The following is a 25,814-nucleotide window of genomic DNA, read 5'->3' on the forward strand; positions in this document are numbered from 1 at the left end:
CCCTTCAGGTCACGCGTCGTTTGGACATACGTGCACGCATACGACGTTCCCCGCAGCCGGCCCTACCAGTCGATCCCGTCCTCGCGATCGGCCCAGGACAGCCCCGGCGGTCCCTCGGCCACGCCGATCTACGACCGGCTCTACTCGGAGTGGGTCAAGACCTTCCGCTCGCTGCCGGGTGACCGCAGTGGCGAGGAGGAGCTGGGCTTCACCGCCTTCGGGCACAGCCCGCACAGCACGGGCTCGTTCAGCGGTGGTTCGTTCGGCGGGGGTTCACTCGGCGGGGGTTCGTACAGCGCGTACAGCGCGGGGGCCTACAGCGCCCGGCAGCAGTCCCAGTGGCAGCGCGTCGGGCAGCTCGGTCATTCCGGGCAGCAGCAACAGCACGGCCACACCGGGATGCACCACATCCCGGCGGCCCTGCCTCCCGGCCCGCGCCGAGGCATCTGAGCGGCACAGCACGCACACGAAGAGGGCGGCCCCTGATCAACAGGGGCCGCCCTCTTCGTCGTAGAACAGCCGGCAGTGGGAACAGCCGTACGGCTGCGGCTACTTCTTCTTGCCGCGCTTCTCGCGGACCCGGACCGAGATGTGGATCGGGGTGCCCTCGAAGGCGAACTCCTCGCGGAGGCGGCGCTCGATGAAGCGGCGGTAGCCGGCCTCGATGAAGCCGGAGGCGAAGAGGACGAAGCGCGGGGGCTTGGTGCCGGCCTGGGTGCCGAAGAGGATGCGGGGCTGCTTGCCGCCGCGGACCGGGTGCGGGTGGGCGGCGACCAACTCGCCGAGGAAGGCGTTCAGACGGCCCGTCGGGACGCGGGTCTCCCAGCCGGCCAGGGCGGTCTCGATGCCCGGGACCAGCTTCTCCATGTGGCGGCCGGTGCGCGCCGAGACGTTCACCCTGGGCGCCCACGCGACCTGGGCGAGCTCGGTCTCGATCTCGCGCTCCAGGTAGTAGCGGCGCTCCTCGTCGAGGGTGTCCCACTTGTTGAAGGCGAGGACGATCGCGCGGCCCGCCTCGACGGCCATGGTGACGATGCGCTGGTCCTGCACCGAGATGGACTCGGAGGCGTCGATCAGGATGACCGCGACCTCCGCCTTCTCGACGGCGGCGGCGGTACGCAGCGAGGCGTAGTAGTCGGCGCCCTGCTGGAGGTGGACGCGCTTGCGGATGCCCGCCGTGTCGACGAACTTCCAGGTGATACCGCCGAGTTCGATCAGTTCGTCGACCGGGTCACGGGTGGTGCCCGCGATCTCGTTGACGACGACGCGCTCCTCGCCGGCCACCTTGTTCAGCAGCGAGGACTTGCCGACGTTCGGCCGACCGATCAGCGCGATACGGCGGGGCCCACCGACCGCGGTGCCGAAGGTCTGCTCGGGCGCCTCCGGGAGTGCCTCCAGGACGGCGTCCAGCATGTCGCCGGTGCCGCGCCCGTGCAGCGCGGAGACGGGATGCGGCTCGCCGAGCCCCAGGGACCACAGGTAGGAGGCATCGGACTCGCCGCTCAGACCGTCGACCTTGTTGGCCGCCAGCACGACCGGCTTGCCGGCCTTGCGCAGCAGCCGTACGACCGCCTCGTCGGTGTCGGTCGCGCCGACCTTGGCGTCGACGACGAAGACGACCGCGTCGGCGGCCTCGATCGCGTACTCGGCCTGGGCGGCCACGGAGGCGTCGATCCCGAGGACGTCCTGCTCCCAGCCACCGGTGTCGACGACCTTGAAGCGCCGCCCGGCCCATTCGGCCTCATAGGTCACACGGTCACGGGTGACACCGGGCTTGTCCTCCACGACGGCTTCCCGCCGCCCGATGATGCGGTTGACGAGAGTCGACTTGCCGACGTTCGGCCGGCCGACGACGGCGAGGACGGGCAGCGGTCCGTGTCCCGCCTCGCCGATGGCGCCCTCGACGTCCTCGATGTCGAAGCCCTCTACGGCGGCGAGCTCCATGAACTCCGCGTACTCGGCGTCGCCGAGCGCCCCGTGCTCGTGCTCCTCGCCGGAGCCGTCGGGCTGGATCTGGTCGTTCATGAAGATCGGTACCTCGTTCATCGTGGTGATCGGTGGAACCCCCGGATTTCGGGTGATCCACTACTCAAGTGTCTCTTAGCGCCCGGTGAGGCGCCTGGCGTCGTCCAGGTGGGCGGCCAGCTGCTTCTGGATGCGCTCGGTGGCCTCGTCCAGCGCCTTGCGGGTACGGCGGCCGGAGCCGTCGCCCGCGTCGAACGGGTCGCCGAAGACGACGTCGACGCGGGAGCGCAGCGGGGGCAGCGCCTTTATCAGCCGTCCGCTCTTCTCCGAGCTGCCCAGCACGGCCACCGGCACGATCGGGGCGCCGCTGCGGACCGCGAAGTAGGCGAGCCCGGCGCGCAGCGCGGCGAAGTCGCCTTCGCCGCGGCTGCCCTCGGGGAAGATCCCGAGGACCCCGCCGCCCTTCAGGATGTCGAGCGCCCGGGTGACGGCCGTACGGTCGGCGGTCGAACGGTCCACCTCCACCTGCCCGACGGCGCGCATGAAGGGCCCGAGCGGCCCCACGAACGCCTCTTTCTTGACCAGGAAGTGCGAAGCACGAGGCGCCACACCGATGACCATAGGGCCGTCGATGTTGTGCGAGTGGTTGACGGCGAGGATCACCGGGCCGGTGGCGGGAACCTTCCAGGAACCCAGCACACGCGGCTTCCACAGCCCGTACATCAGGCCGACGCCGATGCGCCGCCCGATCTCGGCCCCGCGCTCCGTAGGTGCAGTCACTTCGCGGCCCGCTTCTCCCCGACGAGGGTGACGACGCACTCGATGACCTGCTGGAGCGTGAGGTCGGAGGTGTCCACCTCGACTGCGTCGTCCGCCTTCGCGAGCGGCGAGGTCTTCCGGGAGGAGTCGGCCGCGTCCCGCTTCAGCAGCGCCTCGCGGGTGGCCTGTACGTCGGCGCCCTTCAGCTCACCGCTCCGCCGGGCGGCACGCGCCTCGGGGGATGCGGTGAGGAAGATCTTCAGGTCGGCGTCGGGCAGCACGGTCGTACCGATGTCCCGCCCCTCGACCACGATTCCCCGCTCGGCCTCGGCGGCCAGCGACCGCTGCAACTCGGTGATCCGGGCCCGCACCTCGGGCACCGCACTGACCGCGCTGACCTTGGAGGTGACCTCCTGGGTGCGGATCGGACCGGCCACGTCCACGCCGTCGACGCTGATCGTCGGGTTCGCCGGGTCGGTGCCCGAGACGATCTCCGCCTTGCCCGCCGAGTCCGCGATGGCGCTGGGGTCGGTGAGATCGATCCCGTTGTTCACCATCCACCAGGTGATCGCCCGGTACTGGGCCCCGGTGTCCAGATAGCTCAGCCCGAGCTGCGAGGCGACGGCCTTCGACGTGCTCGACTTGCCCGTGCCGGAGGGGCCGTCGATGGCGACAATCACTGCCGGGGCGGTCCGGGCGGCGCCGTTTTCCACGGGAGGACACCTTCCTGGTGCGGGGTGGTGAGCGGGGTGGGGATGCGAGTGCGCCCCGGACAAGGTTACTGGGTGCGCGTCACTCGTCCGGCCGCCCCTTGTCGACACCGGCCCGGCAAGATCAGCCTGGCGGGCTGGACGATCACCGCTTGACACGGGCGGGCATTTTCTGTGTGTCCGGCGGGGCGGTTACTGCGGGACAAGGGCCGACATTCTTCAGTCTGTCCAGCTGCACGGTTATTGCTGGACACCGGCCGGCATTCTTCAGCCTGCCCGCCCGGACAGTTGCTGCTTGACGCAAGCCGACGCAATCCAGCCCTTCCGGCGCTTGAGGACGCGGGCCGGCCATGTCCAGGCCGCCGGGTGCCTTTCCCACGCAGGCCACACATACCCAGCCGCCCGGCCCCCCTACAACGCAGGCCGCCCATATCCGGCCCGCCCGGCGCCCTTTCGACGCAGACCGCGCATATCCGGCCCGCCCGGCACCCCTTCGACGCAGACCGCGCATATCCAGCCCGCCCGGCACCCTTTCAACACAGGCCCGCGTTATTCAGCCCGTCCGGCGTTTGAGGACGAGGCCCCTTCAGGGCCGATGGGGGTCTGGGGGCGGAGCCCCCAGAAGACGCCAGCCCCCACACCCCGCGCCTACTGCCGGATCGCCCAGCCCCGTTCCCGCAACGCCGCGGTCAACACCGGCGCGGCCTTCGGCTCCACCCACAACTGCACGAGCCCCGCCTGCTGCCCGGTCGCATGCTCGATCCGCACGTCCTCGATATTGACCCCCGCCATCCCCGCATCGGCGAAGATCCGGGCCAACTGCCCCGGCTGGTCGTCGATCAGCACAGCCACAACCTCGTAGACCCGCGGAGCGGACCCGTGCTTGCCGGGCACCCGGACCTGCCCCGCGTTCCCTCGCCGCAGCACGTCCTCGATCCCGCCCACGCCCTCCCGCCGCTTGCCGTCATCGGCGGACTGCAGCGCGCGCAAGGCCCGGACCGTCTCCTCCAGATCCCCGGCGACATCGGTGAGCAGATCAGCGACGGGCCCCGGGTTGGCGGACAGGATGTCGATCCACATCCGGGGATCGGACGCGGCGATCCGGGTCACGTCCCGAATCCCCTGCCCACACAGCCGTACGGCAGCCTCCTCGGCGTTCTCCAACCGCGCGGCGACCATGCTGGACACCAGATGAGGCATGTGTGACACAAGAGCCACGGCCCGGTCATGGGCATCGGCATCCATGACAACCGGCACCGCACGGCAGTGCGACACCAGCTCCAGGGCGAGGTTCAGCACCTCGGTGTCGGTGTCACGGGTGGGCGTCAACACCCACGGGCGTCCCTCGAAGAGGTCACCGGTCGCCGCCAGCGGACCCGACTTCTCGCGCCCGGACATGGGATGCGAGCCGATGTACCTGGACATCACCGCCGGGTCGAGGCCCAGCGACTCCAGCTCCCGCCGCGGACCACCCTTGACGCTGGCCACGTCGAGGTAACCCCGGGCGGCACCCCGCCGCATCGCGTCGGCGAGCACCCCGGCCACCAACGCGGGCGGCGCTGCGACGATCGCGAGGTCGACGGGCCCGTCCGGCGCCTCGTCGGTACCGGCGCCGAGCGCGGCGGCCGTACGGGCCTGCTCGGGGTCGTGGTCGGTGAGGTGCACGACGACTCCGCGCGAGGCGAGCGCGAGCGCGGCGGACGTGCCGATGAGCCCGGTGCCGATGACGAGCGCGGTCCTCACTGCGCGATGTCCTTGCGCAGGGCGGCCGCCGCACCGAGGTACACGTGCGCGATGTCGGCACGGGGCCGGTCGGACTCGATGTGCGCGAGGACGCGGACCACGCGGGGCATCGCACCCTCGACGTCGAGTTCCTGCGCGCAGATCAGCGGCACGTCGGCGAAACCGCTGCCGAGCTTGCGCGCGGCGGCCGCCGGGAAGTCGCTGTGCAGATCGGGCGTGGCCGTGAACCAGACGCTGATCAGGTCCTCGGCGGTGAGGCCGTTCCGCTCCAGGACGGCGGTGAGCAGCGCTCCGACCTGCTCGTCCATGTGCCCGGCCTCGTCCTTGTCCAGTTGGACGGCGCCCCGAACCGCTCGTACCGCCACGGTTTAGCTCCTCGCTGATGTACGGCTCTTGGTACATCCAGCCTAATCAGCCCGTCCGGTAGGGATGCGCGGCGCCCGCCCACCGAGACGGTCACAGGGACTGTTGCCGGACCAGTTCCTCCAGCGAGGCGGCCTGGGGTACCTGCCCCTCCGGGGTGAGTTTGTCGACGGCCTGGGGCAGCGTCCGCGCGAGGTCGCTCGCGGCCTGCTCCGGGGTGACACCGGCCTGCTCGGCGACCTTCTGCAGGGTCTCGTCGGGCAACGCCTGCTGGATCTGGGCCCCGGTGACGGACTGGTTCTGCCCGGTGCCGACCCAGGAGTCCTTCTGCTCGGCGAGCCCGGACTTGGTGAGCATGTCGAGAAGCCCGCCCAGCGGATTGCTTCCGGTACTACTCCCACCCTGACTACCGCCAAGGGCCGAGAGCAGCGCGCCCAGGATGTTGCCGCTACCGGAACCGCTCTGGCCCCCTCCGCCCGCTCCCCGCAGAAGACCACCGAGAAGGCTGCCGAGATCGTTGCCCGCCATGGCTCGCACCTTTCGAGAGCGGCCGGCCGCTGGTCGGGGCCCGGCCTCGAACCCTGCCAATGTCACCCGAACCGTCCCGTTCCGCTACTTGAGGTGAGATCATCCCGGTATGCCTCTTTACCCACGGCCCCGAGTCCGCTCTCATGGGCGGGTAGCCCGCCTCGGGGGAGGCCCACATTGAAGCGTCCTGGACCACTGCTCACTCTTCTTGCGGGCCTGGTGTTGGGCCTGTTCATGCTGACGCTCAACGCGACTTCGGGGACGAAGACCGCGTCGTCCTCGTACCGCGAGGAATCTCCGTCCGCGTCACCGAAGACGCCGGCGAAGACGTCACCGACACCATCCGTCACGCCCAGCCCGACGCCATCGCCGTCGAAGCCACCCGTCGCGAACGCCAACTACGCCGGCCGCACCGACGACGACGCCGCCTCGGTCGCGGTCTCCGTCCGTGACGGCAAGGCGGTCGCCTACTTCTGCGACGGTCGCTACAAAGAGGCCTGGCTCAGGGGCCGCGTGAACAACAACGGCAGCATGAAGCTCACCGCCCCGAACGGCGCGGTACTGGACGGCAGGATCGAGCAGGGCAAGAAGATCCACGGCACCGTCAAGGACGAGGGCCGGCCGTACACGTTCACCGCCGACAAGGCGGTCAAGCCGTCCGGGCTGTGGCGCGCGACGGCCAAAGTACGCGGCGCCAAGATCGACGGAGGCTGGATCGTGCTGCCGAACGGCCGCCAGACCGGCATCGTCACCCGCGACGGCAAGGCCACCTCCGCGCCCCGCATCGACCCGGAGACCGGCGCGGTCACGGTCGACGGCCAGCAGCTCACGGCACAACCCGTCACCCCCTGACCCACCATCCGCCTCAGGGAGCCGCTCATGACCGCCGACCCGAACGCCGCCACCCAGTCCTACCCCCCGCGACCGCCCGCACGACCCCACGACAGCCCCGCCCGCTACCTGGTCCCGGCCCTCGTGGCCGCGGCCGTAGCGGTCGGCCTCGGCGTCTACGGCAAGGTCCACGACCCGGCGGGCACCGCCTTCAACCTCGCCGGCTTCAGCAGCACGGGCGCGGTGAAGTCCTGGCTCGCGACCACCGCGTTCTTCTTCGCCCTCGTCCAGGTCGTCTCGGCCTTCATGGTCTACGGCAGGCTGCCGGGCCCGAGTTGGTCGGCGACGCTGCACCGCTGGTCGGGGCGGATCGCGTTCCTGGTGGCGGTGCCGGTCGCGGTGCACTGCCTCTACGCGTTCGGCTACCAGACGTACTCGACACGCGTGATGTGGCATTCCCTCCTGGGATGCGCGTTCTTCGGCGCCTTCAGTGCCAAGATGCTGCTGCTCCGCTCGGAGCGCCTGCCCGGCTGGCTGCTGCCGGTCGTCGGCGGACTGGTCTTCACCGCCCTCACGCTGCTCTGGCTGACATCCGCCCTCTGGTTCTTCCGCACGGTCGGAGTGACGACATGACCACCGTCGTAGCGACGACACGCTCACCGTCGTAGCCACGCCACGACCACCGTCGCAGTGACCCCATGACGACCACCCTCGGAGTGACTACATGACCGACAGCTCGACGCGCCGCACGGTCCTCGCGACGGGTGCGGCCGCCGCGCTCACCGCGGGCTGCAGCAAGTACGGCGACAGCAACGACTCCTCGGGCTCGTCGTCCGTGAAGGCCACCGGCGGCCAGGAGCTGGCGAAGACCTCCGACATCCCCGTCGGCGGCGGCAAGATCTTCAAGGACCAGAAGATCGTGGTGACCCAGCCGAAGAAGGACGAGTTCAAGGCCTTCTCGGCGATCTGCACCCACCAGGGCTGCACGGTCGGCACCGTCGCGAACGGCACCATCGACTGCCCGTGCCACGGCAGCAAGTACCGCATCGCGGACGGTTCCGTGGAGGCGGGGCCGGCGCCGAAGCCGCTGCCCGCCGAGCAGATCAAGGTGGAGGGAAATTCGATCCGCCTGGCGTGAGATGCCACGTACGCTCCGGGAATGCCGTTCGAGAGCCTGGTCCGCGACCACACGATCTACGCCTGTGTGATGGGTTCACGCGCCTTCGGCCTGGCGACGGACGGCAGCGACACGGATCGCCGGGGCGTGTTCGTGGCCCCGACTCCCCTCTTCTGGCGCTTCGACAAGCCGCCGACGCACATCGAGGGGCCGGCGGAGGAGCAGTTCAGCTGGGAGCTGGAGCGCTTCTGCGAACTGGCTCTGCGCGCCAACCCCAACATCCTGGAGTGCCTCCACTCCCCCCTGGTCGAGCACGTCGACGCCACCGGCCGCGAACTCCTCGCCCTGCGCGACGCGTTCCTCTCCCGCCAGGTCCACGAGACGTTCACGCGCTACGCGTTGGGCCAGCGCAAGAAGCTGGAGGTCGACATCCGCACGCACGGCGCCCCCCGTTGGAAACACGCGATGCACCTCCTCCGCCTCCTCACCAGCGCCCGCGACCTGCTCCGCACGGGCACCCTGAGGATCGACGTCGGCGACCAACGCGCCCCGCTCCTCGCGGTGAAACGCGGCGAAGTCCCCTGGCCGGAGGTCGAGTCCTGGATGACCCGCCTGGCAACGGAGACGGACGAGGCAGCCACCCGCACCCCACTCCCGGCGGAGCCGGACCGCCGACGCGTGGAGGACTTCCTGATCGGGGTCCGCCGCGCGTCCACCGACGCCCTAGCGGGGTGACACCACGGCAAGCCCCGCGTCGACGGCGGCCTCGCCCTGCCGCTTGTCGTACGTCACGAACCAACTGACCCCGCGACCGAGCTTCAGCGCCGCCACGGCGTGGATCGCGTCGAGGCTGCGCAGCGAGGTGTTCGGCGCCAACTCCCCCGCCTCCCGCATCAGTTCGGGCGTGAGACGAACCCGCGCGATGGCGTTCAGCAGCGCGTCGGCGGCCGCCCGCTCGACCTCGTCCGCGCCGAGCCGGTGCAGCAGTCGCCGCACCTCGGTCTGCGCCAGGTCGCAGGTGACGACACGACGCATTCCGCCGTGCTGCCCGATCCACTGTTCCAGCGCGGCCGTCTCCGCTTCGACCCGCAGTAGCTTGGCGATCGCCGACGCGTCGAGGTAGAGCAGCGTCACCGCGTCTCCTCCTCGCGCTGGGCGAGCAGCTCCGCGGTCGGGCCGCGCCCCTCCGCGTCCCTCCTGACCGCACGCAGCCGCTCCAGCGCGTCCACGGCCTCGACGCCGTGCCCCTCGTCCATGACCGAGGCGTCGAGCAGGCCGATGGCGATCGCGGCACGGATGTCCCGTTCGGCCGGCTCCAGCGGAGACAGGATGGCGACCGGCACCCCGTCCCGAGTGACCTCGATCGACTCCCCCGCCGCCACGGCGTCCAACAGAGCCGCGGTGTGCCGGGACAGCTCCCGGACCGGCACGCGCCTGCGCTTCGTCTTACCCATGCCTGCCACGATACGCCCACCGCATGACACCGTCCATTGACGTCAGACACAGCCACGACATGTCAGGCATCCCAGAGCTCCCCGAGCCCCAACAACTCCCCCCGGTACTCGATCCGCCCAGCCCACTCCCCCGGCCAGGCGTCCGCGCCGAGGTGCGCCCCCGCGAACGCCCCCGCAAGACAAGCGATCGAGTCCGAGTCACCGGACGTACAGGCCGCGCGCCGCAACGCGGTCACCGGCTCCTCCACGAAGAGCAGGAAGCACAACAGGCCGGTGGCCAGGGCCTCTTCGGCGATCCAGCCCGCGCCGGTGGCCAGGCACGGGTCGGTCTCCGGGGAGACGGTCCGTACGGCGTCCTCAAGCCTGCCGAGCACCTCCAGGCACTCGTCCCAGCCCCGCGCGATGAAGTGCTCGGGCGTGGGGTCCTGGCTCCGCGTCCACAGGTCGCCCAGCCAACGGTGGTTGTACCGGGTGCGGTTCTCGACGGCGTACGACCGCAACAGCCCGACCAGCCCGGTCGGTTCGGCCCCCTGCGCGAGCAGCCGTACGGCGTGCGCGGTGAGGTCGGACGCGGCGAGGGCGGTCGGGTGGCCGTGGGTCAGCGCGGACTGCAACTGGGCGGCGCCGGACCGCTGTTCGTCGTCCAGACCGGGGATCAGCCCGATCGGCGCGACGCGCATGTTGGCCCCGCAACCCTTCGAACCGATCTGGCTGGCGTCCTGCCACACCCGCCCCTCGCCCTTCAGCAGGTTGCAGGCGACGAGGCAAGTCCGGCCGGGAGCACGGTTGTTGTCCGGCGACTGGTACCAGTCCACGAACTCCTCGCGCACCGGCCGTTCCATCCGCTTGGGCCCAAGCAGCCCCCGTTCCATGGCAGTTCGCAGCCCCCGCCCCAACGCCAGCGTCATCTGCGTGTCGTCGGTGACGATCGCCGGCTTCGGCAACTCCATCTCCCGCCAGGGACCGCACTTGGCGAGGATGCCGGGCACGTCGTTGAACTCGGTCGGGAAACCGAGCGCGTCCCCGAGGGCGAGTCCGATCAAGGCTCCGGTGGCGGCGCGCTTGCGTACGGTGGTCGTGGTCATGCGGGGTTCCCTTCCCGGGTGGGCCGAAGCAGCGGCGGATACAGGGCAGTTGCCGTCCCTGCGCGATACAGCGCGGCCGGCTTCCCCCGACCGCCCGTCAACTTGGCACCGCCCAGCACCGGTTCGACGAAACCCGGCGTAGCAAGCACCTTGCGGCGGAAGTTGGGCCGGTCCAACTCCGAACCCCACACGGTCTCGTAGACCTGTTGCAGCTCCCCGAGCGTGAACTCGGGCGAGCAGAACGCGGTGGCGAGGGAGCTGTACTCCAGCTTGGCGCCCACCCGTTCGTGCGCGTCGGCCAGGATCCGGTCGTGGTCGAAGGCGAGCGGCCCGAGCGCGTCGTACGGCAGCCAGCGGGCCTGTGCCGCGTCGCTGCCCGCACGCGGCTCGGGCGGGTCGGGCAGCAGCGCGGCGAAGGCGACGGTGACGACCCGCATCCGGGGGTCGCGGTCGGGCTCGCTGTAGGTGCGCAGTTGCTCCAGGTGCAGCCCGGAGACGTCCGACAGGCCGGTCTCCTCTGCGAGTTCACGCCGGGCGGCCGTCTCCGCGGACTCGTCCGGCGCCACGAAGCCGCCCGGCAGCGCCCAGTGCCCGGCGTACGGCTCCTGGCCGCGCTCGACGAGCAGCACGTGCAGGGCGCCGGCGCGGATCGTGAGGACGGCGAGGTCGGCGGTGACGGCGAAAGGTTCGAAGGCGTACTTGTCGTAGCCCGGTGATGTGGTCACGTGCACCCACTCCCTTAATGGTCAGTTAGACCATAAAGAATGGCCGCACTCCAGCACAACCCCCGCACCCGATGAAAGCGACCCGACGGGAACGAAACGACGAAAACGAAGCGGCCGGCCCCGAAGACTCCGGAACCGGCCACGCACGCGTGCAACCAATCAGACGACCTAGAGATCGACTTCCTGCATCAGCATGCCGACCTCGGTGTTCGACAGCCGTCGCAGCCAGCCCGACTTCTGGTCGCCCAGGGTGATCGGGCCGAACGAGACACGCACCAGCTTGTCGACCGGGAAGCCGGCCTCCGCGAGCATGCGCCGCACGATGTGCTTGCGGCCCTCGTGGAGGGTCACCTCGACCAGGTAGTTCTTGCCGGTCTGCTCGACGACACGGAAGTGGTCCGCACGCGCGTACCCGTCCTCCAGCTGGATGCCGTCCTTGAGCTGCTTGCCCAGGTCGCGCGGGATCGGGCCCACGATGTGCGCGAGGTAGGTCTTCTTCACGCCGTACTTGGGGTGGGTCAGCCGGTGCGCCAGCTCGCCGTGGTTGGTGAGCAGGATCACACCCTCGGTCTCGGTGTCGAGCCGCCCGACGTGGAAAAGACGCGTCTCGCGGTTGGTGACGTAGTCGCCGAGGCACTGCCGGCCCTCGGGGTCCTCCATCGTCGCGACGACACCGGCGGGCTTGTTCAGCGAGAAGAACTGGTACGACTGCGTCGCCACCGTCAGCCCGTCGACCTTGATCTCGTCGTGCTCGGGGTCGACCCGCAGCCCCTGCTCGACGACGATCTCGCCGTTGACCTCGACCCGGGACTGCTCGATCAGCTCCTCGCAGGAACGCCGGGAGCCGTAGCCCGCGCGCGCGAGGACCTTCTGCAGCCGCTCGCCCTCCTGCTCGGCGCCCGGGAAGGTCTTGGGCGGCTTGATGTCCTTCTTGCCCGCGTACCGCTCCCGGTTGCGCTCCTCGGCCCGCGCGTCGTACTCCCGCGAGGTCGCCGGCGCCCAGCGCCCGCGCCCGGTGCCCGCGCCCTGCTTGGGGCCGCCCTTGGCACCGCCGCGCGCGGCGGCACCGCGCCCTGACTTGGGACCTTCGTGGGATCCCGTGGGGCCTACGTCGTAGCGCCGCTCCTCGGGACGCGGCTTTCCGGCGCGCTTCGGCTTGTCGTCGCGCCCTCCCGCGCTGCCCGCGCCCCTCGGCTGGGAGCCGCCCCCGCCGGCGCCCCGGGAGTTGCCCGCGCCGGAACCACGGCCGCCGCCGCCCCCACCGGAACCCCGGGGACTGCCGCCCCCGCCGGTCCCGCGGGGGTTGCCGCGCCCGCCGCTCCTACCGCCGCCACCACTGCTGCCACTGCCACTGCTTCGCATCAAAGTTCCGTCGTCGTCGTTTCGTCTGCATCTGCATCCGGTGCATCCGGATCGAACGACGGGACCCCTTCCAGCGTCTCCGCCTCGATCGCCTCAGCCTCAGGGAGGAAGGGCGCGAGCTCCGGGAGCTCGTCCAGGCCGCGCAGGCCCATCCGCTCCAGAAAGTAGTTCGTCGTCACGTACAGGATCGCACCTGTTTCGGGTTCCGTGCCCGCCTCCTCGACCAGACCCCGCTGCAAGAGGGTGCGCATCACACCGTCGCAGTTGACTCCGCGGACCATCGAGACCCTGCTGCGGCTGACCGGCTGGCGGTACGCGACGACCGCCAGGGTCTCCAGCGCCGCCTGCGTGAGCCGGGCCTGCTGCCCGTCCAGGACGAACCCCTCGACGGCCGGCGCGTACTCCGGCCGCGAGTAGAAACGCCAGCCCCCGGCGATCAGCCGCAGCTCGAAACCGCGCCCCTGGACGGTGTACTCGTCGGCCAGCTCGCGCAACGCGTCCGCGATCCGCCGTTTGGGCCGCTGGAGTATTTTCGCGAGGTGTTCCACGGTCGCGGGCTCGTCCACGACCATCAGGACGGCCTCCAGGGCGGGCTTGAGGTCGAGCTCCGCGACGGCGGACGGGCTCGCCGGTACGCCCGTGGTCTCCTCGCTCACGCCGACTCCTCCTTGGTCTCCTTGGGCGGCTCGGGCGGCCGGTCGAACTCGTCCGTCACCACCGGCTCGCCCTCCCCCTCCCCACCGGTCCAGCGCACGATCAGATCCCCGAGCGCGATCTCCTGGTCCAGAGCGACGGCCTTCTCCCGGTACAGCTCCAGAAGGGCCAGGAACCTCGCTACGACGGTCAGGGTGTCGTCGGTGTCGTCCACGAGCACGCTGAAGCTGGCCTCGCCGAGCTCCCGGAGCCGCGCGACCATGATCCCGGCCTGCTCCTGCACGCTGACGAGCGGCGCGTGGATGTGATCGATGTACACCTGCGGCCTGGGCCGGGGCTGCATCGCCTTCACGGCCAGCTTGGCGAAGCCCTCGGGCCCGATCCGGATGACGACCTCGGGCAGCAGCTCGGCGTGGTGCGGTTCGAGCCCGACGGTACGGGGGTAGCGCCGGGCCTCTTCGTCGAGCCGCCGGTTGAAGATGTCGGCGATCTGCTTGTACGCCCGGTACTGCAACAGCCGCGCGAACAGCAGGTCCCTGGCCTCCAGCAGCGCGAGATCGCCCTCGTCCTCGACCTCGGCGGAGGGCAGCAGTCGTGCCGCCTTCAGATCCAGCAGGGTCGCCGCGACGACGAGGAACTCGGTCGTCTGGTCCAGGTCCCAGTCGGGCCCCATCGCCCTGATGTACACCATGAACTCATCGGTGACCTTGGACAGCGCCACCTCGGTGACATCGAGCTTGTGCTTCGAGATCAGCTGGAGGAGAAGGTCGAAGGGCCCTTCGAAGTTGGCGAGCCGAACCTTGAAGACCCCGTCATCGGCTTCTTCGGCCACTTCCGGCTGTTCAGCGGCCGGCGCGGGCACTTCGGGCGCGGGTGCAACGACCTCGGGCACCGACTCCGGCTCCGCTACGACGACCTCGGCCTCGACCGCCGGAGCCGTACCCGGCCCCTTCCCGAGCGCACGCCGACGGCCGGCGGGTGCGCCGGATGCGGGAGCGTCGTTCGAGGTCATGGCCCCCGCAGGCTACCGCTACCGCCCGCGAAGCCGGCGTACGAGAATGCTCGCGTCCCCGCGGGACTCCAGATCGGCCAGGACGACGGCGACCGCCTCGCGCACGATCCGGCCGCGGTCGACCGCGAGGCCGTGCTCGCCCCGGAGCATCAGGCGCGCGTGCTCCAGGTCGATGAGTTCCTCGGCGGAGACGTACACGGTGATCTTCTCGTCGTGCCGCTCCCGCCCGCTGGGCCGGCGGTTGGCCTGCGCCCGCTGACGCTGCTTCCGAGGCTGGGCAGAACCTTCCTGCACCTCCTGACGTCGTCCTGAGCCGTCCGCGGACCGGCTGCGGGACTCACCGCCGTCCGAGTCCGCCGCGACGTGCTCGGCGCCCTCTCCGTCACCGCCCTGGGCGGGTACGGACTGCGGGGCGTCCTCCCCGGCGGCGGCACCGTCGCTCTCCCCCGCCGGAGCCGGTACCCGGGCCTCACCGTTGGCCCGGCTCCTCGGGGTGGACGACTGAAGCGCCATCCCCCCGGTCGTACGGAACAGTTCGTCGGCCCCCGGCAGACTCACTCGGCGTGACACCGGGCGAGCACCTCCCTGGCGAGCTGGCGATAGGCGGCGGCACCGACGGAGTTGGAGGCGTACGTCGTGATCGGCTCACCGGCGACCGTGGTCTCCGGGAAGCGCACCGTGCGGCCGATGACCGTGTGGTAGACGTGATCGTCGAACGCCTCGACCACGCGCGCGAGAACCTCACGGCTGTGCACGGTGCGGGAGTCGTACATCGTGGCGAGGATCCCGTCGAGCTCCAACTCGGGGTTGAGGCGCTCCTGGACCTTCTCGATGGTCTCCGTCAGCAGCGCGACTCCGCGCAGCGCGAAGAACTCGCACTCCAGCGGCACGATCACCTTGTGAGCCGCCGTCAGGGCGTTCACGGTGAGCAGGCCGAGGGAGGGCTGACAGTCGATCACGATGTAGTCGTAGTCGGCCATCAGCGGCTTCAACGCCCGCTGCAGGGTGGACTCGCGCGCGACCTCGCTCACCAACTGCACTTCCGCGGCGGACAAGTCGATGTTGCTGGGCAGCAAGTCCATGTTCGGGACAGCTGTCTTGAGCAGTACCTCGTCGGCCGACATGCCCCGCTCCATGAGCAGGTTGTAGACGGTGAGGTCCAACTCCATGGGATTGACGCCCAGTCCGACCGACAGCGCGCCCTGCGGGTCGAAGTCGACGAGCAGTACGCGTCGGCCGTACTCCGCGAGCGCGGCACCCAGGTTGATGGTCGACGTCGTCTTGCCGACGCCGCCCTTCTGGTTGCACATCGCGACGATCGTCGCGGGGCCGTGACTGGTCAGCGGACCCGGGATCGGGAAGTAGGGCAGCGGGCGTCCGGTCGGGCCCACGCGCTCACGGCGCTGGCGGGCGGCGTCGGGCGCGAGTGTGGCCGCGTACTCGGGATCGGGCTCGTACTCGGCGTCGGGGTCGTAGAAGTGCCCGTCGGGCAGTTCGTCGAAGTCGGCGAACTGGTTGTGGGGCGCGCCCCTTCCGTCGCCGGCCATGGCGTTCACGTGATGGCCATCCATGCTCTGGTGTGCTGGCTGGGTCACCCCTGGCTTGTGGTGACCCTGGTGGGCTGCGAAGGTACGCACCGCGACGGAGCCGACAGCCTCGAACCCCGCGGGCTCCTGGCCCTTTGCAGGCATTCCTGGTTGACCACCCCCGGGAGAAAATGTCGACTCATTCACAAGTCGTCTTACCTCCTTGGTGACCAGGGAATTTCTCGATAGGTCAGCGTGGCACCATGCCGACGTTCGGCGACTCTATGGCGTGTCGGGTGTTCGCAGCAACACAATCCGCCGGACCCGGCCCGATGTGTCGGCAATGAAACATCCCTCTGTCAAGGGCGTACGGCAGTCGCACGGCAGGTTTCACCGGTGCACGAATCGGTTCAAGGGTTACGTTCGGGGCGAGTTGGCCGAGTGCCGCAAAGTGACCATACACACACTTCCGGCCGGACCTGTCGAGCAAGGTCCGGCCGGGCGCGCGGTGTTGACGACCTGTGTTGACGTATCGCCTTTTGCCGAACGGTGACTTAGTCGACAGAGTCAGCCGAGCAGCGATTCCAGCTCGACGTGCTCCAGTCCGTGCGCTTCGGCGACCTCGCGGTAAATCACCTTGCCGTCATGGGTGTTGAGGCCCTTGGCGAGAGCAGGATCACGTCGCAGCGCGTCGGCCCAGCCGCGGTTCGCGAGCTCCACGATGTACGGGAGCGTCGCGTTGGTGAGCGCGTAGGTCGACGTGTTCGGCACCGCGCCGGGCATGTTGGCGACGCAGTAGAAGACCGAGTTGTGGACCGGGAAGGTCGGCTCGGCGTGGGTCGTCGGACGCGAGTCCTCGAAGCAGCCGCCCTGGTCGATCGCGATGTCGACAAGAACACTTCCGGGCTTCATCCGCGACACGAGTTCGTTGGTGACCAGCTTCGGCGCCTTGGCGCCCGGGATGAGCACCGCGCCGATGACGAGGTCCGCGTCCAGGACGGCCTTCTCCAGCTCGAAGGCGTTGGACATGATCGCCCGGACCTTGGTGCCGAAGACCTTGTCGGCCTCGCGGAGCTTGTTGATGTCGCGGTCGAGCAGCGTGACGTGGAAGCCCATGCCGACGGCGATCTGCGTGGCGTTCCAGCCGGAGACACCGCCGCCGATGACGACGGCGCGCGCGGGCTGCGTGCCGGGGACACCGCCGGGGAGGACACCGCGACCGCCGACCGAGCGCATCAGGTGGTAGGCGCCGACCTGCGGGGCCAGCCGGCCCGCGACCTCGGACATCGGGGCGAGCAACGGCAGGGCCCGGCCGGGCAGTTCGACGGTCTCGTAGGCGATCGCCGTGGTGCCGGACTCGACGAGCGCGTCGGTGCACTCCTTGGAGGCGGCCAGGTGCAGGTACGTGAAGAGCGTCTGGTCCTTGCGGAGGCGGTGGTACTCCTCGGCGATGGGCTCCTTGACCTTGAGCAGCAGGTCGGTGGTGGCCCACACCTCGTCGGCGGTGGCCAGGATCCGCGCGCCCGCGGAGACGTACTCGTCGTCCGTGATCGAGGAGCCGACGCCGGCGTTCTGCTCGATGAAGACCTGGTGGCCGTGGCGCACCAGCTCGTGCACGCCGGCGGGGGTGATGGCCACCCGGAACTCGTTGTTCTTGACCTCGCGGGGGATGCCGACCTTCACGTCGATCACGGTCCTTGGCTCAGAGGGTGTGGGGCAATACATCTCATACCCGGACATGCATGAGCGCACCGGGAGACCGCAGGAGAAGGTGCGGCAGAGCCAGTCTAATGAAGGTGTTCTCCGTGTCTAGCCTTTCAATGCATCAATCTTCTACGGATGTACTACGGATTTCGCAGGCGTTAGCGTCTTGTTCCAGGGGTTCGGAGGTGGATTCCGGGGATTCGGGGGCGGAATCGGCCTCCTGGAGCTCCTCGCCCAGCATCCGCTCGGCCGTCCCGCGGTGCAGCGCCGCGGACGCCGGATCGCCGAGCCGGTCGAGGGTGTCGGCCAGCCGCAGCTGCAGCGCCGCCTGCAGCCGTACGTCCTCGGCGCGGCGCGCCCACTCGACGGCCTCGTGGCAGGTCGCGAGCGATTCCTCGGGGCGGCCCGCGTACTCCTGGACCCGCGCCAGCTCGCTCAACGCCCTTGCCTGGGCGGCCACATCACCGTTCTTGCGGTGCCCGGCGACGGCCGCCCGCCAGTTCCTGAGCGCCTCGCCGTAGCGGCCCGCGTACGTGTGCGCGGCGCCGATCCGGCCGTAGAGCCGGGCGGCGTCCACACGCTCGTCCCGGGCCTGCCGCTGGGCGAGCGCGCGGCCGAACCAGTCGGCGGCCCGGTCGTGGTCCCCGAGCTCCTGGTGCGCGCCGCCTACGGATTCCATCGCGCGGCCGGTCGCATACGGGTCGTTCGCCTCGCGTCCGGCGTCCAGCGCGGCCCGGTAGCGGGCCAGTGCCTCGGCCGTCCGGCCGGTCTGCGCGTCCAGATCGGCGAGGTTCAGCAGCGCGGCGGCCTTCTCGCGGGGCAGGTCCCGCCGCTCGGCCACGTCGAGGACGAGGCGGTGGATGCCGTAGAGCTCGGGGGCGGCGGCCTGGGTGCCGATGTGGGCGACCATCGCGCGCACCAGCTGGGACATCAACCGGCGGGCCAGCGTGTCGAGTTCGCCGTCGGCGACCGCGAGGCGGGCGGAGGCGAGCAGGGCGGGCCGGCGGACGCGGAGCCAGTCGGCGGCGGCGCGGGGGGTCGGGAAGCGCAGCGCGCTGGGCGTGCCGAGGAGTTTCTCGCGGGCCTGGGGGCTGTCGGTCTCGGTGATGGCGCGGCAGGACTGGAGCAGCCGTACGGTGCGCTCCAGCATGCGGGCGCGGGCCAGCTGGAGTTCGGCCGGGCGGTCCTGGGTCTCGGCGAGGGCGTGCAGGAGGGGCTGGAGGCAGCCGGGGACCTCGTACTGCGGCAGCGGCGAGTCCAGGGCCCGCAGCAGGCCGGCGGCGACGAAGTCGTCCAGGGTGGTGCGGGCGCCGTTGACGGAGCAGCCGGCGAGCGCGGAGGCGGTCTGCGGGTCGACCAGGCCGGCCGGGGCGAGGGAGAGCAGTCGCAGTATCCGGGCGGCGGGGCTGGGCAGCGAGCCGTAGACGAGCCGGAAGACGCGGCTCAGGGGCGTGCCCTCGTCGCTCTCGGCGTGCAGGTGCTTGGCGAGGTCGGCTACGGCCGCCTGCGGGCGGGCGGCGAGCCAGCCGCCGGCCAGGGTCAGCGCGGCCGGCTGGGACCGGCACACCTCGACGAGGCCCTCGGCGGCGACCGGGTCGACGGTGATGCGGACCGCGCCGGTGTAGCGGGTGAGGAGTTCCAGCGCGGACTTGGTGTCGAGGCCGCCCAGGGTGCACGGGCGGACGTCGGCGATGCCGGTGAGCGGGCCGCCGGAGACGGCGACGACCAGGCAGTCCGGGGAATCCGGCAACAGCGCGTCGACCTGCTCGGCGTCGGCCGCGTCGTCGAGCAGGAGCAGCGCCCGCCGGTCGGTGAGGGCCGCGCGCAGGATGTCCGAAAGATCGTCCTCGGAGGCGCCCGCCGGGGTCGGCAGCTCCAGGGCGGTGAGGAGTTCGCGGGCGGTGCGCTCGGTGGGGACGGGGGTGCCGTCGGGCTCGCTCAGCCGCGCCCGGAACACACCGGCGTCGTAACGGTCAGCGACCTGTCGGACGAGTTCCTCGGCCAGTGCGCTGCGGCCGGAGCCGGGCCTGCCCGCGATGAGGAGGACCCGCGCGCGGGGTGCCTTGCGGCCGGCGATGGTGTCCAGGCCCGCGCGCTCGATGTCGGCGCGGAGCTCCTTCAACTCTCTTGCGCGGCCCAGGAATTGGCCCTCGGGAGAAGTGTCCTCGGACAGCCTCACGCCGCCGGTGTCCACCGCCTGATCCGTCACGGGCCACACTCCCGTCCCACTGCACGCGCATAGCCCGCCGGGACTCCGGATCGGGTGATTCCAGAGCCTAGTTCACGCTCTGCGACGAACCGTGCGGAGCGCGGCGGGCACATCCCCCGATCGGATCAGCCGATCGTCACACCGGAAGACGCCGAAAGAGGTGGAAAGGATGAGGCGTGGGTGAGGTGTAGGTGATGTGTGGGCGAGGTCGGGTTCAGGACTCGAAGGGGCGCGCGGGCCACGGCGCCTCGGCGGGGCGCAGCGCGTCGAGACCGTCGCCGTGCAGGGCGGCGACCAGCGCGAGGACCCCGACGGCGAGGCAGTTGTTGTGCAGCTCGCCGGCGAGGACCCCGCGGACCAGGTCGTCGAGGGGCACACGCGCGTGCTCCATGTCGGCCTCCTCGTCCTCGACCTCGAAGCGCTGTCCGTCGGCCTCGGACAGATCGCGGGCGAGGAAGACGCGGACGGCCTCGTCACAGCCGCCGGGCGTGGTGTAGACGTCGGTCAGCACCCGCCAGTCCTCGGCCTTGACGTGCGCCTCCTCGTAGAGCTCGCGCTGGGCGGCGTGCAGCGGGTTCTCGCCGGGGATGTCGAGCAGTCCGGCCGGGATCTCCCACAGCTTCTGCCGTACGGGGTGGCGGTACTGCTTGATGACCAGCACCCGGTCCTGCTCGTCGAGGGCGAGGATCGCCACGGAGCCGGGGTGGACCTGGTAGTCGCGGTGCACGACCGTACCGCCGGGCATGACCACGTCGTCGGTGCGCACGGAGGTCTTGTTGCCCACGAAGGGGGTCACGGTCGCCCGGATCTCCCACTCCTCCGGGGTGTCCTTGATCGTCATGCGCTGTCCCTCCACACGTACACGAAACACGTACCCGAAACACACGTTCACGGACGTCACGTAGAAAACGGCCGGGGTGCACACCTCTTGAAGGCGCGCACCCCGGTCACCGTACAACCTTCGTACTACTTGCCCGTCTTGCGTGCCACGGCCGCCTTGACCAGGCCCGCGAAGAGCGGGTGCGGCCGGGTCGGGCGGGAGCGCAGCTCGGGGTGGGCCTGGGTCGCGACGAGGTAGGGGTGCGCCTCGCGCGGGTACTCCACGTACTCCACGAGCTTGCCGTCCGGGGACGTGCCGGAGAACTGGAGCCCGGCCTTCTTCTCCAGCTCGGCGCGGTAGGCGTTGTTCACCTCGTAGCGGTGGCGGTGGCGCTCCTCGACGTACTCCTTGCCGTCGTAGACCTCGCGCACGATGGAGCCCTCGGCGAGCTTGGCCGGGTACATGCCCAGGCGCATGGTGCCGCCCATGTCGCCCTCGCCGGCGACGATGTCGAGCTGCTCGGCCATGGTGGAGATGACCGGGTGGCCGGTGGCCGCGTCGAACTCGGTGGAGTTGGCGTCCGCGATGCCGGCCAGGTTGCGCGCGGCCTCGATCACGATGCACTGGAGGCCGAGGCACAGGCCGAGCAGCGGGATCTTGTGCTCGCGGGCGTACTGGATGGCGCCGACCTTGCCGGAGACACCGCGGTCGCCGAAGCCGCCGGGGATGCAGATCGCGTCCACGTCGGCGAGCTGCTTGGCGGCGCCCGCCGGGGTCTTGCAGTCGTCGGAGGTGACCCACTTGATCTTCACGCGGGCCTTGTTGGCGAACCCGCCGGCGCGCAGCGCCTCGGTGACCGAGAGGTAGGCGTCGGGCAGGTCGATGTACTTGCCGACCAGCGCGAGGTTGATCTCGTGCAGCGGGTTGTGGACCCGGTCGAGCAGGTCGTCCCAGGTCCGCCAGTCCACATCACGGAACGGCAGGTCCAGCTTGCGGACGACATAGGCGTCCAGGCCCTCGCTGTGCAGGGTCTTCGGGATGTCGTAGATCGAGCGGGCGTCGGGGCAGGCCACCACGGCGGCCTCGTCGACGTCGCACATCAGCGAGATCTTGCGCTTGATCGCGGTCGGCACCTCGCGGTCGGAGCGCAGCACGATGGCGTCGGGCTGGATGCCGATGTTGCGCAGGGCCGCGACCGAGTGCTGGGTCGGCTTGGTCTTCAGCTCGCCCGAGGGGCCGATGTACGGCAGGAGCGAGATGTGGACGACGAACACGTTGTCCCGGCCGACCTCGTGGCGGACCTGGCGGACCGTCTCCAGGAAGGGCAGCGACTCGATGTCGCCGACCGTGCCGCCGACCTCGGTGATGACGACGTCGACCTCGTCGGTCGCCATGCGCCGGATGCGGTGCTTGATCTCGTTGGTGATGTGCGGGATGACCTGCACGGTGTCGCCCAGGTACTCGCCGCGCCGCTCCTTGGCGATCACCGTCGAGTAGACCTGGCCGGTGGTGACGTTGGCGCTGCCGTCCAGGTCGCGGTCCAGGAAACGCTCGTAGTGGCCGATGTCGAGGTCGGTCTCGGCGCCGTCGTTGGTGACGAACACCTCACCGTGCTGGAAGGGGTTCATCGTGCCGGGGTCGACGTTCAGGTACGGGTCGAGCTTCTGCATCACGACGCGCAGGCCCCGCGCCTTGAGGAGCATGCCGAGGCTGGAGGCGGTGAGGCCCTTGCCGAGTGAGGAGGCGACACCCCCGGTGACGAAGATGTGCTTGGTCGTCGTGGTGTTGCTGTTTCGGAAAGCAGCGGGCGGCATGGCCAAGAGGGGGCTCCCGTGGTCGCGGTCTGGGGTGCGGTGCGGCTGCCCGCCCGGAGAACCCGGGTTTTTCTGGAGGCGCCGTCGCTGCGGTTCGGGGGTTTCTTGCCCACCGGTCCACGGGCTACCAGGGTATCAGCGCCCGGAGGAGATGGCTTCCGGCCACGCTCCGCGCCCGCCTCGACACGGACGCGGCCCGCATCGACATGAACACGCCTCCCGTCGACACAGACGCGCCCTGGTTACCTGCTTCTCACCGGGTGCTCACCCGTTCGGCCCAGGTCCGTTGGCGAGAGCGGCACACAGATCATCTACGTGCGTCGTATCCTGCTCGGACACTCGCTGCCGAGCCGGTCCGGAACACGGCACCACCCCCGCCCGTATTACCCGGAACAACGAGAGCTCGTCAGTTCGTTGGGCAACGACCTTCATTTGCTTCATGCCTCAACGACGCACTACAAACGATCCCTTGACCGCACACAGCGACCGCCCCTTTTCCATGGGGCGACGTGGCCGTTCGACTGGAGTTGCACGTGGCCGGGCGCATCGAAGATTACGCACTCATCGGAGACATGCAGACCGCTGCCCTGGTCTGCCGGGACGGCACGGTGGACTGGCTCTGCCTGCCCCGATTCGACTCCCATGCCATCTTCGCCGGTCTGCTCGGCACCGAGGAACACGGCTTCTGGCGGCTGGGCCCGGCCCATGCCGCCGACGCGCCGCCGCCCATGGCTGCCCGGCGCGGCTACCGCGGCGACTCGCTGATCCTGGAGTCCGAGTGGGACACCCCGCGAGGCACGGTCCGCGTGACCGATTTCATGCCCCCTCGCGACGGCGCCCCCCAGCTGATCCGCATCGTGGAGGGCATCTCCGGCCGCGTCCCGATGCGCTCGGCCCTCCGGATGCGTTTCTCCTACGGCCGGGTCGTCCCCTGGGTGCACAAGCACGAGGGCCGCACGGTGGCCGTCGCGGGCCCCGACTCCGTGTGGTTCGACACATCCGCGGAGACCTACGGCAAGCAGCTCACGACGTACGCCGACTTCACCGTCGCGCCGGGTGACCGCATCGCGTTCACCATCTCGTGGGAGCCCTCGCACAAGCAGCCCCCGCCGCTCCCCGAGCCGGAGCAGTCGCTGGAGGCCACGGAGGACTTCTGGCGCGACTGGGTCGACCAGTGCACGTACCACGGCCCGTACCGCGAGGCCGTGGTCCGCTCCCTGATCACCCTGAAGGCGCTGACCTACGCCCCGACGGGCGGCATCGTCGCCGCGCCCACCACCTCCCTCCCGGAGGAGATCGGCGGTGTCCGCAACTGGGACTACCGCTACACCTGGCTCCGCGACGCGGCCATCACCCTCTCCTCGCTCCTGCGCACCGGCTACCGCGAGGAGGCCCGCGCCTGGCGCGAGTGGCTCCTGCGGGCCGTCGCCGGCGACCCGGAGAACCTGCAGATCATGTACGGCATCGCCGGCGAGCGCGAGCTCGGCGAGGCGGAGCTGGACTGGCTGCCCGGCTACGAGAACTCGGGCCCGGTCCGGGTCGGCAACGGCGCCGCGCACCAGCTCCAGCTGGACGTCTACGGCGAGGTCACCGAGGCCCTGCACCTGGCCCACATGACGGGCCTGGCCCGCAACGACTACGCCTCCCTCCTCCAGCTGAAGCTGATCCGCTACCTGGAGAAGCACTGGGACGAGCCGGACGAGGGCATCTGGGAGGTGCGCGGCCCGCGCCGCCACTTCGTGCACTCGAAGGTGATGGCCTGGGTCGCGGTCGACCGCACGATCAAGCTGATCGAGTCGGGCGACGCGGACGGCCCGCTGGAGAAGTGGCGCGAACTGCGCGACGACATCCACCGGGACGTGTGCGAGCGCGGCTACGACAAGGAGCGCAACACCTTCACACAGTCGTACGGCTCGAAGGAGCTGGACGCCTCGCTGCTGCTCATCCCGCAGATGGGCTTCCTGCCCCCGGACGACAAGCGCGTGATCGGCACGATCGAGGCGATCCAGCGCGAGCTGTCCACCCCGGACGGCTTCATCCTGCGCTACCCGACCTCGGGCACGGACGAGGGCGTCGACGGCCTCCCCGGCGACGAGGGCGCGTTCCTGGCCTGCTCGTTCTGGATGGCGGACGACCTCGCGATGATCGGCCGCGTGGACGAGGCCCGCAAGCTCTTCGAGAAGCTCCTGTCGCTCCGCAACGACCTGGGCCTCCTCGCCGAGGAGTGGGACCCGCGCCTGCAACGCCAGGTCGGCAACTTCCCGCAGGCCTTCAGCCACGTCCCCCTGATCGACACGGCCCTGCGCCTGACGGCTTCGGGGGCCTACGGCGGCTGAGATCCGCTGAGCGCGCGCCCCGGGCCCGAGAGGTGCCCGGGGACAGCGGCACCGCCGTATCCGTACCGCAGCGGGAAAATCCAGGTGCCCCGGCCGCCGCTCGTCCCTACCCTTCCCGCCATGGACAGCATGGACAGCACCGGGGCCGGGCGGCTCCTGAACGTCGTGGACGTCGAAGCCACCTGCTGGGACCGCGGCCAACCGCCGGGCGCGGTCAGCGAGATCATCGAGATCGGGCTGACCGTCGTCGACCTGGCCACCGCGGAGCGCCTCGCCCGGCATCGGATTCTGGTGCGTCCTGCCCGGTCCACGGTCAGCGAGTTCTGCACGGAGCTGACCGGCCTCACGCAGCACGAGGTGGACGGAGGGGTCGGCTTCGCCGAGGCGTGCCGGCTGCTGGCGGCCGAACACCACGCCGGGTCCCGCCCGTGGGCCAGTTGGGGCGACTACGACCGCAACCAGTTCACCCGGCAGTGCCAGAGCACCCGGACGCCCTACCCCTTCGGCCGGCACCACACCAACGCCAAGGCGGCCTTCACCGAGGCGCACGGCCTGCGCAAACGCCCCGGCATGGCGCAGGCCCTGGAGATCGCCGGGCTGCGGCTCGAAGGCCGTCACCACCGCGGCGAGGACGATGCCTGGAACATCGCCGCCCTCGTTCTCCACCTGTCCGAGCGGGGCGGCTGGCCGGACACAACGCCCGCGGCGGCGAACGGGTTGGTGGGCGGGGCCGACGGAACCGGGTAACGTCCTTGTCGTGTTCTTCCGATGAATCCGTAGATCACTCCACATCACTACCGGGAGAACCCGTGACCGTGAGCAAGAACATCAACAACCCCGTGGGCATGGGCGGCGGCCAGCGCAAGAAGCAGTCCCGCGCCGAACGGCAGAACCACGGTCCGCACCGCAACCTCGACCGCCAGAGCGCGGCCGACCAGAAGGCGGAGCTGGTGCGCAAGATGCGCGAGAAGGCCCGCGCGGCCGAGGGCGCCGGCCAGCCGGACGACGACACCGCACAGAGCTGACACAGCGCCGCGGCAAGGAACTGGACACCGCCGCCGAGCACACGCCCCGGGCCCGAGATGTGCCCGGGGCGT

At 70.4% G+C, this 25,814-nt stretch carries 27 protein-coding genes; 8 read left to right on the forward strand and 19 right to left on the reverse strand.

Going from position 1 to position 25,814, the window contains the following annotated elements; all coding sequences use genetic code 11:
* Positions 1-30 precede the first annotated feature (30 nt).
* A complete protein-coding gene (locus OG496_RS15655; RefSeq protein ID WP_366497832.1) occupies positions 31-450 on the forward strand; it encodes a hypothetical protein in 420 nt (139 codons plus the stop codon).
* Between the two features lie 99 nt (positions 451-549).
* Here OG496_RS15655 and der read toward each other — a convergent pair whose 3' ends face one another.
* The 6 genes from der to OG496_RS15685 all read right to left on the reverse strand — a co-directional run bounded on the left by der (position 550) and on the right by OG496_RS15685 (position 6,068).
* On the reverse strand, positions 550-2,025 hold the full coding sequence (der, locus tag OG496_RS15660) for a ribosome biogenesis GTPase Der (RefSeq protein WP_026150792.1): 1,476 nt from the start codon (positions 2,023-2,025) through the stop codon (positions 550-552).
* 75 nt (positions 2,026-2,100) lie between these two features.
* Positions 2,101-2,688 carry a 1-acyl-sn-glycerol-3-phosphate acyltransferase gene (locus OG496_RS15665; RefSeq protein ID WP_078622973.1) on the reverse strand — a complete coding sequence of 196 codons (588 nt, stop codon included), beginning with the start codon at positions 2,686-2,688 and terminating at the stop codon, positions 2,101-2,103.
* A 53-nt stretch (positions 2,689-2,741) separates the two neighbouring features.
* Positions 2,742-3,437 (reverse strand): (d)CMP kinase, encoded by a 696-nt coding sequence (gene cmk, locus OG496_RS15670; RefSeq protein WP_366497831.1) that lies wholly within the window; start codon positions 3,435-3,437, stop codon positions 2,742-2,744.
* Positions 3,438-4,082: 645 nt separating this feature from the next.
* A complete protein-coding gene (locus OG496_RS15675) occupies positions 4,083-5,177 on the reverse strand; it encodes a prephenate dehydrogenase (RefSeq protein WP_405971289.1) in 1,095 nt (364 codons plus the stop codon).
* A complete protein-coding gene (gene aroH / locus OG496_RS15680) occupies positions 5,174-5,542 on the reverse strand; it encodes a chorismate mutase (protein WP_405971290.1) in 369 nt (122 codons plus the stop codon). Before aroH ends, OG496_RS15675 begins: the two co-directional genes overlap by 4 nt.
* A gap of 91 nt (positions 5,543-5,633) precedes the next feature.
* Positions 5,634-6,068, reverse strand: coding sequence for a YidB family protein (locus tag OG496_RS15685; RefSeq protein ID WP_399397022.1), 435 nt, complete (start codon positions 6,066-6,068; stop codon positions 5,634-5,636).
* A gap of 177 nt (positions 6,069-6,245) precedes the next feature.
* On the opposite strand from OG496_RS15685, the gene OG496_RS15690 reads away from it, so the two are divergent.
* The 4 genes from OG496_RS15690 (at position 6,246) to OG496_RS15705 (ending at position 8,751) form a co-directional block, all read left to right on the forward strand.
* Complete coding sequence (locus OG496_RS15690) at positions 6,246-6,920, forward strand: hypothetical protein (protein ID WP_366497827.1); 675 nt, start codon at positions 6,246-6,248, stop codon at positions 6,918-6,920.
* Between the two features lie 27 nt (positions 6,921-6,947).
* Entirely contained in the window at positions 6,948-7,532 is a 585-nt protein-coding gene (locus OG496_RS15695; RefSeq protein ID WP_366497826.1) for a DUF6529 family protein, read from the forward strand.
* Positions 7,533-7,623: 91 nt separating this feature from the next.
* Positions 7,624-8,037 (forward strand): Rieske (2Fe-2S) protein, encoded by a 414-nt coding sequence (locus OG496_RS15700; RefSeq protein ID WP_327405121.1) that lies wholly within the window; start codon positions 7,624-7,626, stop codon positions 8,035-8,037.
* A 21-nt stretch (positions 8,038-8,058) separates the two neighbouring features.
* Positions 8,059-8,751 carry a DNA polymerase beta superfamily protein gene (locus OG496_RS15705; protein WP_405971291.1) on the forward strand — a complete coding sequence of 231 codons (693 nt, stop codon included), beginning with the start codon at positions 8,059-8,061 and terminating at the stop codon, positions 8,749-8,751.
* On the opposite strand, the gene OG496_RS15710 is transcribed toward OG496_RS15705, so the two are convergent.
* The 13 genes from OG496_RS15710 to OG496_RS15770 all read right to left on the reverse strand — a co-directional run bounded on the left by OG496_RS15710 (position 8,740) and on the right by OG496_RS15770 (position 22,381).
* Positions 8,740-9,150: a type II toxin-antitoxin system VapC family toxin gene (locus tag OG496_RS15710; protein WP_405971292.1), complete on the reverse strand. Its 411-nt coding sequence runs from the start codon at positions 9,148-9,150 to the stop codon at positions 8,740-8,742. The two genes, OG496_RS15705 and OG496_RS15710, sit on opposite strands and share 12 nt — an antisense overlap.
* Positions 9,147-9,470 carry a type II toxin-antitoxin system Phd/YefM family antitoxin gene (locus tag OG496_RS15715; RefSeq protein WP_405971293.1) on the reverse strand — a complete coding sequence of 108 codons (324 nt, stop codon included), beginning with the start codon at positions 9,468-9,470 and terminating at the stop codon, positions 9,147-9,149. Before OG496_RS15715 ends, OG496_RS15710 begins: the two co-directional genes overlap by 4 nt.
* A gap of 62 nt (positions 9,471-9,532) precedes the next feature.
* The gene (locus OG496_RS15720; protein ID WP_405971294.1) at positions 9,533-10,555 is read right to left on the reverse strand and encodes an ADP-ribosylglycohydrolase family protein; all 1,023 of its coding nucleotides are present in this window, start codon (positions 10,553-10,555) and stop codon (positions 9,533-9,535) included.
* The gene (locus OG496_RS15725; RefSeq protein ID WP_405971295.1) at positions 10,552-11,280 is read right to left on the reverse strand and encodes an NUDIX hydrolase; all 729 of its coding nucleotides are present in this window, start codon (positions 11,278-11,280) and stop codon (positions 10,552-10,554) included. Before OG496_RS15725 ends, OG496_RS15720 begins: the two co-directional genes overlap by 4 nt.
* A 168-nt stretch (positions 11,281-11,448) precedes the next feature.
* Positions 11,449-12,642 (reverse strand): pseudouridine synthase, encoded by a 1,194-nt coding sequence (locus tag OG496_RS15730; protein WP_405971296.1) that lies wholly within the window; start codon positions 12,640-12,642, stop codon positions 11,449-11,451.
* Positions 12,642-13,298, reverse strand: a complete 657-nt coding sequence (gene scpB, locus OG496_RS15735) for an SMC-Scp complex subunit ScpB (RefSeq protein ID WP_200684016.1) — start codon at positions 13,296-13,298, stop codon at positions 12,642-12,644. Before scpB ends, OG496_RS15730 begins: the two co-directional genes overlap by 1 nt.
* Entirely contained in the window at positions 13,295-14,308 is a 1,014-nt protein-coding gene (locus tag OG496_RS15740) for a segregation and condensation protein A (RefSeq protein WP_405971297.1), read from the reverse strand. The genes scpB and OG496_RS15740 overlap by 4 nt, the downstream gene beginning before the upstream one ends.
* 18 nt (positions 14,309-14,326) lie before the next feature.
* Positions 14,327-14,878, reverse strand: coding sequence for a hypothetical protein (locus OG496_RS15745; RefSeq protein ID WP_366497819.1), 552 nt, complete (start codon positions 14,876-14,878; stop codon positions 14,327-14,329).
* Positions 14,863-15,999: a ParA family protein gene (locus OG496_RS15750; protein ID WP_366497818.1), complete on the reverse strand. Its 1,137-nt coding sequence runs from the start codon at positions 15,997-15,999 to the stop codon at positions 14,863-14,865. The genes OG496_RS15745 and OG496_RS15750 overlap by 16 nt, the downstream gene beginning before the upstream one ends.
* Positions 16,000-16,401: 402 nt before the next feature.
* Positions 16,402-17,517: an alanine dehydrogenase gene (gene ald / locus OG496_RS15755; protein ID WP_366097855.1), complete on the reverse strand. Its 1,116-nt coding sequence runs from the start codon at positions 17,515-17,517 to the stop codon at positions 16,402-16,404.
* 142 nt (positions 17,518-17,659) lie between these two features.
* Entirely contained in the window at positions 17,660-19,747 is a 2,088-nt protein-coding gene (locus OG496_RS15760) for a tetratricopeptide repeat protein (RefSeq protein WP_405971298.1), read from the reverse strand.
* 214 nt (positions 19,748-19,961) lie between these two features.
* Positions 19,962-20,588, reverse strand: coding sequence for an NUDIX domain-containing protein (locus OG496_RS15765; RefSeq protein ID WP_405971299.1), 627 nt, complete (start codon positions 20,586-20,588; stop codon positions 19,962-19,964).
* A 125-nt stretch (positions 20,589-20,713) separates the two neighbouring features.
* Positions 20,714-22,381 carry a CTP synthase gene (locus tag OG496_RS15770; protein WP_366497815.1) on the reverse strand — a complete coding sequence of 556 codons (1,668 nt, stop codon included), beginning with the start codon at positions 22,379-22,381 and terminating at the stop codon, positions 20,714-20,716.
* A gap of 533 nt (positions 22,382-22,914) precedes the next feature.
* Here OG496_RS15770 and OG496_RS15775 point away from each other — a divergent pair.
* From OG496_RS15775 to OG496_RS15785, 3 genes are all read left to right on the forward strand, one after another.
* On the forward strand, positions 22,915-24,717 hold the full coding sequence (locus tag OG496_RS15775) for a glycoside hydrolase family 15 protein (RefSeq protein WP_393043134.1): 1,803 nt from the start codon (positions 22,915-22,917) through the stop codon (positions 24,715-24,717).
* A gap of 129 nt (positions 24,718-24,846) precedes the next feature.
* Entirely contained in the window at positions 24,847-25,464 is a 618-nt protein-coding gene (locus OG496_RS15780) for an exonuclease domain-containing protein (protein WP_405976633.1), read from the forward strand.
* A 62-nt stretch (positions 25,465-25,526) separates the two neighbouring features.
* A complete protein-coding gene (locus OG496_RS15785; RefSeq protein ID WP_366497814.1) occupies positions 25,527-25,742 on the forward strand; it encodes a DUF6243 family protein in 216 nt (71 codons plus the stop codon).
* Positions 25,743-25,814: the final 72 nt, after the last annotated feature.

Source organism: Streptomyces sp. NBC_00988 (genome assembly GCF_045162645.1).
Taxonomy (GTDB): Bacteria; Actinomycetota; Actinomycetes; order Streptomycetales; family Streptomycetaceae; genus Streptomyces.